Origin of the sequence: uncultured Pseudoalteromonas sp. (genome assembly GCF_963922945.1) — a bacterium.
Classification (GTDB): Bacteria; Pseudomonadota; Gammaproteobacteria; order Enterobacterales; family Alteromonadaceae; genus Pseudoalteromonas.
This window is the reverse complement of sequence record NZ_CAWUKC010000026.1, coordinates 1-11,760: the sequence shown is the minus strand read 5'-3', so window position 1 is coordinate 11,760 and position 11,760 is coordinate 1. Positions and strand designations below refer to the sequence as shown.

The 11,760-nt window shown below is 41.4% G+C and carries 10 protein-coding genes and 1 other RNA gene; 5 read left to right on the top strand and 6 right to left on the bottom strand.

The window, feature by feature from the left end:
* The first annotated feature begins 5 nt into the window (after nucleotides 1-5).
* The gene (locus AABI99_RS07755; protein WP_338365075.1) at nucleotides 6-893 is read left to right on the top strand and encodes a DMT family transporter; all 888 of its coding nucleotides are present in this window, start codon (nucleotides 6-8) and stop codon (nucleotides 891-893) included.
* Between the two features lie 12 nt (nucleotides 894-905).
* On the opposite strand, the gene AABI99_RS07750 is transcribed toward AABI99_RS07755, so the two are convergent.
* On the bottom strand, nucleotides 906-1,784 hold the full coding sequence (locus tag AABI99_RS07750) for an OmpA family protein (protein ID WP_338365074.1): 879 nt from the start codon (nucleotides 1,782-1,784) through the stop codon (nucleotides 906-908).
* 201 nt (nucleotides 1,785-1,985) lie between these two features.
* Between AABI99_RS07750 and rnt the strand changes: the two genes are divergently transcribed.
* Nucleotides 1,986-2,678: a ribonuclease T gene (gene rnt, locus AABI99_RS07745; RefSeq protein ID WP_338365073.1), complete on the top strand. Its 693-nt coding sequence runs from the start codon at nucleotides 1,986-1,988 to the stop codon at nucleotides 2,676-2,678.
* Here rnt and AABI99_RS07740 read toward each other — a convergent pair.
* On the bottom strand, nucleotides 2,662-4,287 hold the full coding sequence (locus AABI99_RS07740) for a FapA family protein (protein WP_338365072.1): 1,626 nt from the start codon (nucleotides 4,285-4,287) through the stop codon (nucleotides 2,662-2,664). The genes rnt and AABI99_RS07740 overlap by 17 nt on opposite strands.
* A gap of 266 nt (nucleotides 4,288-4,553) precedes the next feature.
* Between AABI99_RS07740 and ssrA the strand changes: the two genes are divergently transcribed.
* Nucleotides 4,554-4,910, top strand: a transfer-messenger RNA (tmRNA) gene (gene ssrA, locus AABI99_RS07735).
* Nucleotides 4,911-4,997: 87 nt separating this feature from the next.
* Here the strand turns inward: ssrA and AABI99_RS07730 are convergent.
* From AABI99_RS07730 to mnmC, 4 genes are all read right to left on the bottom strand, one after another.
* Complete coding sequence (locus AABI99_RS07730) at nucleotides 4,998-6,065, bottom strand: hypothetical protein (RefSeq protein WP_338365071.1); 1,068 nt, start codon at nucleotides 6,063-6,065, stop codon at nucleotides 4,998-5,000.
* A gap of 342 nt (nucleotides 6,066-6,407) precedes the next feature.
* Nucleotides 6,408-7,043 carry an NAD(P)-binding oxidoreductase gene (locus AABI99_RS07725; protein ID WP_338365070.1) on the bottom strand — a complete coding sequence of 212 codons (636 nt, stop codon included), beginning with the start codon at nucleotides 7,041-7,043 and terminating at the stop codon, nucleotides 6,408-6,410.
* Between the two features lie 169 nt (nucleotides 7,044-7,212).
* Complete coding sequence (locus tag AABI99_RS07720) at nucleotides 7,213-7,536, bottom strand: hypothetical protein (RefSeq protein ID WP_338365069.1); 324 nt, start codon at nucleotides 7,534-7,536, stop codon at nucleotides 7,213-7,215.
* A gap of 106 nt (nucleotides 7,537-7,642) precedes the next feature.
* Nucleotides 7,643-9,652, bottom strand: coding sequence for a bifunctional tRNA (5-methylaminomethyl-2-thiouridine)(34)-methyltransferase MnmD/FAD-dependent 5-carboxymethylaminomethyl-2-thiouridine(34) oxidoreductase MnmC (gene mnmC / locus AABI99_RS07715; protein ID WP_338365068.1), 2,010 nt, complete (start codon nucleotides 9,650-9,652; stop codon nucleotides 7,643-7,645).
* 181 nt (nucleotides 9,653-9,833) lie between these two features.
* Between mnmC and fabB the strand changes: the two genes are divergently transcribed.
* Together fabB and AABI99_RS07705 are read left to right on the top strand one after the other, a co-directional pair.
* Nucleotides 9,834-11,048: a beta-ketoacyl-ACP synthase I gene (gene fabB / locus AABI99_RS07710; RefSeq protein WP_338365067.1), complete on the top strand. Its 1,215-nt coding sequence runs from the start codon at nucleotides 9,834-9,836 to the stop codon at nucleotides 11,046-11,048.
* 112 nt (nucleotides 11,049-11,160) lie between these two features.
* Nucleotides 11,161-11,760, top strand: a 600-nt coding sequence (locus tag AABI99_RS07705) for a 4-phosphoerythronate dehydrogenase (protein ID WP_338365066.1), incomplete at its 3' end; no start/stop codon positions are given.

The following is an 11,760-nucleotide window of genomic DNA, read 5'->3' as shown; positions in this document are numbered from 1 at the left end:
GGCGTGTGCCAGTTAAACTATCTTATTTATTGCTTGTGGTTATTTGGTGCACTACACCATTAGGTATTGTATGGAGTAGCGAAACGGTTGCTCCTACCTTAGCTGTTTTAATGCGTATGATCATAGGCTTATTTGTCGCTGGCCTAATTGTTGCCATAGCCAATATTCGTATCCCTTGGAGCAAAAAGGCGTGTACATTATACGCATACTCAAGCTTGGGTATTTTTGGTGGGATGTCGTTAAGTTACATGGCTGCTACAACCGTGCCTTCTGGTATTATTTCGCTAGTCTTTGGCCTTGCACCTATTCTCTCTGGTTTTTTAGCGCAAAGGTTACTCAATGAGCCTAAATTTAGTCTTGTTAAATTAATTGCGCTGAGCAGCGCATTAATAGGTCTTTACTTTGTAAGCTATAACCAACTACAAACCTCACAAACTCAGGGGATCGGGCTTATATATGTGTTATTAGCAGTAACGTTATTTAGCTTAAGTGGGGTGATGATCAAACGAGTAAAAATTGCTATCCATCCTATGGCAACCACTTTCGGTGCGCTGGTTTTTGTTACACCTTTATTTGCGCTGTTATGGTGGCTAGTAGATGGGCACATAAGCATCATTCATTGGAGTGCGCGTTCATTATGGAGCATTGCCTATTTAGGGGTTTTTGGTTCAATAGTAGGGGCTTTGGCATATTTTCATGTATTACAAAAGTTAAACGCAAGTACTGTTGCTTTAAGTAGTTTAATCACACCAAGTTTTGCTCTAGCGCTTGGCGCACTGCTAAATAATGAACCATTAAGCCGCGAGCTGATTATAGGAGCCATAATAATATGTATGAGCTTAACGCTTTTTCAGTTTGGCGATAAGCTCATAAAACGGTTAAGCGAAAGCTAGCAGTCTACAAGGCTACATTTTTGCAATTTTGATGATTAAACGACGGTTTTTATTTCGCCCTAAAATGTTTTCGTTCGTATCAACAAAGCGTTTTTCACCAAGGCCTGTGGTTTGTACTTTGCCCTCATCAACACCTAGGCTGACCATATAATCTTTTATGGATTTGGCACGTTTACGCGATAAATCTAAGTTATTCCAGCGCCCACCGTAGCTGTCGGTATACGAATCAATACTGATAGACTCAATACTGGTATCATTTTTTAAGTACTCAGCAATTTTGTCTAGGCGCTTTTGTGATTCTTTAGTGAGCTTACTGCTATTTGATTGGTAGTTCATTACGGTAAATGAAATATCTTCAAAGCTGTAAGGTAAAAGCTCATCTCGGCACTGCAAAAACGCCCAATAAGCTTGTTTAAAGTTAACGCTAGAAATACCTACGGCAATTTTGTCGGCACTATTTTGCCAGTCTTGGTAGTAAAAGGTAGGATGAAACCCTTTTTCAAGTTCGCTAAGCATCTCCCATGCGGTTTTGTTACCAAGTTCACCATCAAACTTTTTGAGTAACTTCATCGTGGCAATGTCTCGCGCAGGTAACCCAGCCCGCCAAGTAGGTGGCACTGCTTTTAAACCCGCAATATCGTAGTTTTCAGGGCGCACAACCATATCTAGATTAAATGTCAGGTCTTTGTTTTTACTTGCCGATGCCTTAAATATAGCCTCACCGTAGTAGGGCACTTCGTGGTTTAATTGACACTGCAAGCGTGTTGTTTTTATAACTTCCCAATTAGAGTTATCTTGATTTGCGCTATATTGACGCATAGCCGCTTGTGATGAAAAGCTCATCAAGGCGGTGCTAAGGCTTACGCTAACAAAAAACAACTTACATTTCATAAAACGCTCCGGTTAATCTAAAAAGCCAATAGTTTGGCGCGCTACTAATACTCGGCTTAATTTATAGCCAAAACAGGTAGCGATTATGTAAAAGCAAATAGCATGCCTACAATATATTAATTAAATAATTTACAAAGCCCTAGCCGAGCAGGTGCCAATTTTGACATAATAGTGAGCTTAAACTCACAAACCAAGAAGACTATGGCAAATACTGAGCAAACACTTTTCGCACAACGCTTTCGCGGCTTTTTTCCTGTTGTAATTGATGTAGAAACTGCCGGCTTTAATAAAGAAACCGACGCTTTACTTGAAATTGCCGTATCTATTTTAAAAATGGATGACGAAGGGTTACTTAGTATAGATCATACTGTTCATTTTCATGTAGAGCCTTTTGAGGGCGCTAATATAGAACAAGCTGCCATTGAGTTTAACGGCATAGACCCGTTTAGTCCGTTGCGTGGTGCAGTTCCTGAAGAAGAAGCAATTAAAGAAATTTGTAAAGTCGTACGCAAAGCGCAAAAAGCCGCAGGGTGCCAACGCACAGTTGTAGTTGCACATAATGCCGCGTTTGATCATGGCTTTTTAAATGCAGCTATTGAGCGTAACAATATCAAGCGCACGCCATTTCATCCATTTGTAAGTTTTGATACCACCTCGCTTGCAGGGCTTGCGCTTGGCCAAACGGTATTGGCTAAAGCGTGTAGAGCCGCGGGTATTGAGTTTGATAACAGCCAAGCACACTCTGCACTTTACGATACAGAGCGTACCGCCGAACTGTATTGTTTAATAGTAAATCGTTGGCAAGAGTTGGGGGGCTGGCCGTTAGCGCCACACCCTGAAAGTGACGCCCAAGACACTGAAAACACTCAAGAAGATACTAAAACGACTGAGTGATTTTCCCCTCAGACAGCTTTACTAAGTGGGGTGGGTAAATACGCGAAAACTGTTTTGTGTCTTTTGCTATTTTAAGCTCCACACCCGGGTGCATAATTTCATTTATTTTTAAGCGGCTAGTGGCTAATAGCTGAGAAATTTTTTGCTTCACCAATCTTTTTTGACGTTGAACGTGCAAAGCGCGTGTTTTTATATGTTGCTCGTTAGCAGCAATTTTATTTAGCAGCTGTTTGCGCTGAGCTGCAACAGGAATTTTTATCGCTTTTTCTTTAGCTTGTTTAAGCGCCGACGTTTTGCTTGCTAGGACTTTTTCAAAGTCAGTGATCTGAGATTGTTTTGAGCGCAGTTCATGCCAGTTTTGAGCTAAAAACACACGCGTTTTAGTGCCTGCGGGAGCGCCAAGCTCACCGGTTTCAATGCGCATTGCATCTAAAATACTCCCACCAACTATTTTACCCCGAGGGTTGCCTGCTTTACCTACTCGTATTAAGCGCCTCGCACTTAAATTACAATGTAATGCTTGGCGTTCTATAAATAAGTCCTGCGTACTTTTAATATCACAGTATTGGGCATAGCCAATAGAAATAGTGCGTTTGGCTGATATTTGACAAGTAAATGCCTCGTCATTTTCACGCTTACGGCCAATAGCGCCCAGCATAATAGTGACCGCGCTTTGGCTTTCAATCGTGCCAGATTCAACAAAGCCTAATACAGTAATATCGCCATTAGCTTTAACACGCATACCATCTTTTACATCACCAGAGATAATTACACTGCCATCAAAATCAACGTGGCCTGTACTTACATCTACATGGTGAAAACATAAAACGTCGTCAACCCGCATACCTCTGGGTAATGCAACAGGCACCCCCTTACAATCGGCGATGAGCATATTTGGATTATCAGGATCTATTTTTGTGCCTTCAAAGGGCTGCAACTGATGCTCTTTACCAGGCGTAGCCTTAATCAAATCGCCAAAAACCGTATACCCATCTTCGCCTGATGTAGCGGCCACACGCTGCATTAAAGGGGTCCCGGGTTTTACAGTAATAATTGCGCCGAGGTCTTTCATATCCACCTTGCCACCTTCTTTTGCTTGGGGGCTAAGTACGCGGTCTTGTGCAGTAGAGCAAAGGCGAACAAACCTCGCATCGCTACCTTCTTTAGGGTTTCGGCCATGGGCCACAATAGCGCTATATGATGTACCTGCAGGGTGGGAAAACTGCTGTCCTAAAAACGTATCAAGTGCACGAGGGCTAATGCCTTTTTTCACGCCAGCTTCAGCCAAAGCGGCTTGAGCTGCCTCCATTGAAAGTAAAGCACCCCCTCTGGCTGTAGTAAGCGTTGCCTCTGCAACCATGTTTTTTTCATCAACATTAATAACAAGGCTTGCGTCCGTGGCTTTGGCAACTACTAATGATTCTTGCTGATAATCTTTACTTGGTGAAAATAGCTTGCCGATATTGCCCGAGAGGACTTCAAACTCGCAATATTCCGATTGTTCAAGTAACTCTATAAGTTGAGCACTTGTTACAGGAAATCCATTATCAATAGGGTGTGCAGATAACGCCAATTCACCCCTGTGTTCATTAAATAAAAAAACCGACATTTATAAATTCCCTACGTAATATGCCTGTTATTATGATTATTACTTTTACGACTAAAGCTCAGGGCTTTGTGTAAAAATTAACTCCTTATTTGAGCACAACTTAATCGACATGTTAAGTAAATGTTCAGTAATTGTTTGCTTTTTTATAAGCTTGTGCTTGTTTACTGTTCAGTTGACTTAGTTAGTTAAAATAAAAGTGTCACACCCCTTGAGTATCAGTCGTTTACTCAGTTATACTGCTCTCACTGAAAGAAATACATATTTCAGGGGCTGATTAGGATTCGACGGAATTCAAGAAGCCTGAGGTGCATGTCGAGGTGCGGTTTGCCTCGTAAAAAAGCCGCAATTTAAAGTAATCGCAAACGACGATAACTACTCTCTAGCAGCTTAGGCTGGCTAGCGCTCCTTCCATGTATTCTTGTGGACTGGATTTTGGAGTGTCACCCTAACACCTGATCGCGACGGAAACCCTGGCCGGGGTTGAAGCGTTAAAACTAAGCGGCCTCGCCTTTATCTACCGTGTTTGTCCGGGATTTAAAGGTTAACTAAATGACAATACTAAACATGTAGTACCAACGGTCGAGGCTTTTCGGACGGGGGTTCAAATCCCCCCAGCTCCACCAATAACGGTTTTTAAATTCGTTTATTTAAAAACCATAAAAAACCGCCAATTTGAGCAATCAAGTTGGCGGTTTTTTTATGGGTCTAATTTATTCTGTGCTTATAGCGGCTAGCTTCATTTTTAACGACCTTACTTTCATTTTAATACTAATAATAATCAGCGTTAAAAACGACATTAAGCTAATTAGTAGCGTTAAATCTAATATGGGTGACTTGGCGAGTTGTGTGTTTGTAGGGGAGGCCGGCAAAGCGTCAGGCTTATTTTGTTGTTGCCTAATGTAGCTTTGGCTTATCCAGTCAACGGCGTTGATCCATTGAATTTTATCTGGGTTATCATTAGCAAGCTTGCTCATTACAAGAGCGTCGTTGTTGAGCGATTTAGCAAGGTTAATTAATTGCTCCCAAAATACGTGTTCAGTGCCTAGCGCGTCTATTTCCTGTAAGTGCTGCTTTAACCTTTCTGCGCCCATGCTGTTTATATTTGGTTGCTTCAAAATTTTTGCGTAACTGTTTATGTGCGTTGAAAAGCGAGCAAAATAGCTATCAATTTTTTGCTGCGCCACTTGGTTAAGCTCATCTGTGCTGTGGGTGTTAGGCAAGGTGACTTCTGGGTGCTTTTTTTGATTTGCTAAGTACTGCTTGTAATTAACGTAATTTAATGTTGTTGAGTGTGAAGCTGATGAGCTGTCAATCATACTCATTTTAAATGTGTTAAAGCTTATTACTGCTGAGCCAATAAGACAGATGAATAATAAGCTATAACAAAAAAATAATGCGCTTTGCAGCGCTAATTTGGGCAAGGCGGCAGGGCTATTTATGCCGGATTTTTTAACGCTGGTTATTGTATTGGCTATGTTTTTAACCGCTGGATCGCTAGTTGCAACAATCAATTTAGTACCTGTGGCGCTTTGAGGGGCCCTTACACTTGCATGTGGCTCTACTTTGGTGATTAAACCAAAACTTTTTAGTTTAGATTCTGTTTTAACTGCATCAATACTCGATAGGTCTTTGACGAGTGCGTAGGCACGGCCATCGAATAATTTTACAGCGACATTATGGGGAATTTTTAAAAACTGGCAAAGCTGCTCTTGTACGGTACTAATGTCAGCATTTTGGTGTAACTGACCATTAAAAATAATTTTAAATGAGGCGCTCACGCTATGTCCTTATTCGTGCAACTTCCATTGAGGAATTTTTATTATTGTTTTAACACGCTGTTAATTTACCAGATAAAATAAGGGGTTTCTAGTATTTTGCCCCTTTAAACTAGTAAAAAAGCCTGAATAAAATTTGTTCGATTTGATTTTTAACGCATTGTTTTATGGCAGTTTTGGTGGAAGTGATTGTTTTGTTTGTTGTTTTATTGGGAACGATTGGGCTGAATTATTAAAAGTGTTGTTTACATTTAAAAATTTAAAGGGAAGGCGGTGCATGGGGGATCTGTTGCACCTAAGTAGAGTGCCCTTTGCATGAGGTTGCAAAGGGCAACAAGACCTAATTTATTTAACAGCTGCTTTAATAGGCGTTTCACCATCAAACAACTCAAAAACGCGGTTGCCATTAAATGCGTTGGTTGCAATGTGTAATAAGGCATTGGCAACGTTTTCGCGACTAATTTTAGCTTTAGAACGATCGCTTGGGCGCTCGGTGGTTACTTGCATAGTAGCGCTTTCGTTGGTTAAAGTACCTGGGCGCACTATGGTGTAGTTTAAGCCACTGTTTATAAGGTGCTCATCGGCCATGTGTTTGGCAACTAAATAAGGTTTTAAGTCGCTTTCTATGGCGTCTGGATCATCTGCACCAATCGAGCTAATCATAATAAAATGTTTTACGCCGTGCTCTTTAGCGTATGTTGCTGCTTTGGTGGCTGCCCATAAATCAATTAGCATGGTTTTATCTGTGCCTGTATTTCCACCAGAACCTGCTGTAAAAATCACTTGGTCGCAATCTTTTAACGCAGCAGAAAAATCGCCTTCGAGATCTTGCTCCACAATAGTTAAAAACGGGCTATCTAAATCACTTAGCTTACTTTTATCGCGTACTAGTGCAGATACGTTTTGCTCGTTTTTTAAAAGCAGCTCGGTTGCCATTTTACCAATTTGTCCGCTAGCGCCAATAATAAGGGTCTTACTCATAATCAATTCCTTCTCAATTTAGTGTAAAGGTGTTTGTTATAAATAGACCTTGGGGTTGGCATGCGTTTTTAAAGGGAAAAATGCCTTTTTTCTCTACAAAGTGACAATTTAAGAGTAAATAAAAACTGAGTCTGAACTGAGTATGAAAATTAGCCGCTTTTTGCCGTGTTTATTCGATCATTATGCTGACTTCGGTAACATAATTATGATGGTATAAGCTAATTCGTACGGCATGACTTTGATAGTTATAGTAAAGGGTGCGGTAGTTGTTATCGCCTTTAATGTTGAGAGGCTCACCAAGTGCGTGTTGATAAAATTTAGCAATATCATTGATAGAGGCTGCCAAATACCCAGTGCGTACCTTGGGGTATTCGCCTGTTACATCCATGGTGGTTATGAATTCTTCAGGCAAGGGGATGTCGGTTACGTTTTGGCTATATGTGTTAAACGATATAGCGGCGAGTAATGCTGCAACACAGGTTAAAGCTTTCATTGTTTTCCTTTTATTTATACCCATTCGCATTCGTAAATAAGGTGCGCATGGGTAATATAAATTCCTTTTATAGGTATTATTTTACGCAAAAAAAGAATGATGTCATTTAAATTTTATTGCGTATTAAATCACGCACTATAAAACGCGCTGGGTGAATAGCTTGGCTTACACGCTCGCTGAGTGGATGTGGCTCATTATTTAACGTGCTAATAAAGTGCTCGCTTAACAGCGGTGCACTGCATAATGCGCGCGCGCCAAATCCGGTAAAAATATGCAAGCCTTGGTGTGGCTTTTGCAAAGGCGAGTATTGATAGCGTTTACCTAGGCGTAAATTAGCAAAGGCGTTAATATAATCGCTTTGCTCACACCATTGTCCTGCCATTGGTAAGTGATCTATAAACGTACAGCGCACAGCTGCTTTAGCACACGTTATATCACCTAATGTAGTTGCAAAGTCGCTTTGCTGGTAAAAGCTAAGTAGTTGCTCATGGTTTAGCTGGTTGTCTTTTTCTGTAACAGCGCGACTTTTTGTGTTTTTTTCAAATGTAGCGCCCATACAATGTTTACCTAAATAGGCTGGAGTAAAATAACCCTTGTGGCACAACACAGTTTTAAGGTGTTTAGAGTGTTCACTGGCTTGTATATGCGATACTTGTCCGCGTACTCCTACAATAGGTAAGGTGGCTGTTTGCTCAAATGCATCGCTATGCTCACCTGCACATATTATTACATCACTAAAAGGCCCGTACTCAATATTATTAGCGGTTAAAAACCAGCCATCGCGTGTTTTATTGAGCTGCTCAACATGGCTTTCAAAGTGGCTGTTAAATGGATGCAACGCGTGAGCAGCATGTAACATTGTCTCTACTAGTTGTGGTGGATTAACCCAGCCTCCTTGTTCAAAAAATACACCAGAATAACCTGTCGTTACTCCGGCTATTTTGTCTCCTTGCTCGGCAGTTACATTGCGCATTAACTGCTCAGGCCAAAGTTGTTTTTGCTCAAGGTTTTGGTGTTTATCGGCCAGTGGTTTTTTTACTGCATGCTGCAGTACACCACACCAATCGTGATCAAAATGAAAGCCGCTGTTTATTAGCTGCTCGTAAGTACGTTTTGCGTATAAAAAACTATGTGCAAATAATTCACTGTGAGGTGAGTTTTTAGCTTGTAAGTGCGGGTAAACCGCGCCTTGTACGTTATGTGAAGCGCCCATAGCTGGTTTTTTATCTTGGCAAAATAAAGTACTTTTAATACTTCGCTTAGCTAGGCTATGCAAAATACAGCTACTTGCAATTCCGCCGCCTATTACAGCAACATGTTCTAGCTTGGCAGGGGGTTGTTCAAAGTAAGGGGGTGATGATTGTGCACTATTCGCGTTTGCTAGTTGGCCTATTAGCATTTCCCGTTTGCGGCCAAATCCTTTTGCTTTTTGCATATTAAAACCTGCGGCTATTAAGCCTCGGCGCACAAAACCCGCAGCGGTAAATGTGGCAAGTGTCGCCCCTTTGCGCGATATATCAACCATGACGTTAAACACACTTTGTTGCCACATGTCGGGGTTTTTACTCGGTGCAAAGCCATCTAAAAACCATGCATCGACCACCCCCGACTGCGGGTAGCTCATTGCATTTATTGAATCAAGGACGTCGCCAAAATACAAATCAAGAATAACTTGGCCGTTATTAAATTCTAGGCGATGGCAGCCCGCCAAATTTATAGGGTAGTGTGTTACTAACTGCTCACTAAGTTTGTGTAATGTAGGCCACGCTTGCAGTGCTTTTTTTAGGTCGGTGCTACAAAGCGGGTACTTTTCAAACGAAATAAAATGCAACCGCTTAACCTGTTTGCCTACTTGATTTTGAACTTGTTGATTGGCAAGGTGGTCATTAAAGTGCTGCCATGCATTTAAAAAGTTTAAGCCAGTACCAAAACCGGTTTCGGCAATAACAAAATGCGCTTGGTCATGATTTTGTAATCGCGCTTGTATATTGTTTTGTTGATAAAACACGTAATGCGATTCAGCAAGGCCATCGTCATTAGAAAAATAAACATCGTCAAAGTTATCGGCTACCGGTGTGCCTACTTCATTAAAGTGTATTTGGGCGTTTTTTATCATGACTTATTAATTTTTTAGACAGAATTTTTTTATTATTTTACGGGTTTTCTTTGAAATAGTCCGGCGTTATTTATAAGCTTTTAAATTCAGTGTACAGGTGTACGCTAGAAAGCTGACCACTTAACACTTAAAAACAGCGTAAAATACACAGTAATTTAGTATCAAGCTAAGGGAATTACCCATGAGAAGAGCCGTAATTACGGGTATCGGTGTTGTATCAAGCATCGGTAATAACAAACAAGAAGTATTAGAATCACTAAAAGCGGGTAAAAGCGGCATTGCTTTTAACCAAGAATTTGCTGATTACAACTTACGTAGTAATGTGTCTGGCAAAATTGATATTGATGTTAAAGAGCACGTAGACCGTAAAGCAATGCGCTTTATGGGAGATGCTGCTGCTTACTCTTATATTTCTATGAAGCAAGCCATTGAAGATGCGGGCTTATCTGATGAGCAGGTATCGAATGAGCGCACGGGTTTATTAGTTGGCTCTGGTGGCGGCTCTTCAAAATGGCAAGTAGAAGCGGCCGACATTTTACGTGAAAAAGGCGTAAAACGTGTTGGTCCTTACATGGTGCCACGTACAATGGCGAGCACCACATCGGCCTGTTTAGCAACGCCATTTAAAATTAAAGGTGTTAACTATTCTATAAGCTCTGCGTGTGCAACATCTGCGCATTGTATTGGTCACGCGGTTGAGCAAATTCAATTAGGCAAGCAAGATGTTATTTTTGCCGGTGGTGGTGAAGAGCTACACTGGACCCTTGCAATGGAATTTGACGCAATGGGCGCACTGTCTACCAAATATAACGAAACACCAGAGAAGGCATCACGTACGTACGATGCAAACCGTGATGGTTTTGTTATTTCTGCGGGTGGCGGTATTGTTGTAGTAGAAGAGCTTGAGCATGCACTTGCTCGTGGCGCACATATTTACGCAGAAATTGTAGGCTATGGTGCGACATCTGATGGCTACGACATGGTAGCACCTTCAGGTGAGGGCGCGGCGCGTTGTATGCGCCAAGCAATGCAAGGCGTTGATGCGCCAATTGATTATTTAAACACGCACGGTACATCTACGCCAGTAGGCGATGTTAAAGAGCTTGGTGCAATTCAAGAAGTGTTTGGTGGTAACTCGCCACTTATTAGTGCGACTAAATCATTAACGGGCCACGCACTGGGCGCTGCGGGTGTTCACGAAGCTATTTTCTCAATTTTAATGATGGAAAACGACTTTGTAGCGCCATCTATTAACGTTGAAGAGCTAGATGAGCAAGCACAAGGTCTTAATATTGTCACTGAGCGCCGCGATACACAACTTAATACGGTTATGTCTAATAGCTTTGGCTTTGGTGGTACAAACGCCACATTAGTTATGAGTAAATATAAAGGTTAATTCGTTTTCTCTTTATAGTGATTAAAAGCCGAGCATTGCTCGGCTTTTTAGTTTGTGTAATGGCTCGGTTGTTCGTTACAATAGCGCCTCATTTTGCCAAACGGACTCCCCAATGAAGATTCTTGCCGATCAAAACATGCCTTTAGTTGAGCAGTATTTTGCAGACTTTGGTGAGGTAACGCGCTTTGATGGACGAAACTTATCACCTGATGCGTTAATTGATGTAGACGTTTTACTTACTCGCTCGGTTACTAAAGTAAACAGTGACCTGCTTGCTCACGCTAATAAATTAAGTTTTGTAGGCACCGCCACTATTGGTGTTGATCATATCGATACACAGTTACTTAATGAGAAAGGCATTGCTTTTAGCAGTGCCCCTGGCTGCAATGCAATTGCGGTGGCTGAATATGTAATAAGTAGCTTGTTTGCTTTAAGCCAAGAAAACGCAGTCCCTCTACGTGGTCAAACAATAGGTATTGTTGGGGTAGGGAATATTGGCAGCTGTTTAGCACAAAAACTAAAAGCACTTAATGTTGATGTTTTATTATGTGACCCAATTAAACATGAGCAAGGCTTACTAGCCGAGCATGTAGAGCTTGACGAACTACTTGAGCGCGCAGATGCGGTTACCTTTCATGTACCGCTGATTAAAACCGGTGAGCACAAAACACATCATTTAATTGATGAAAAACGCCTTAAAGCATTAAAGCCT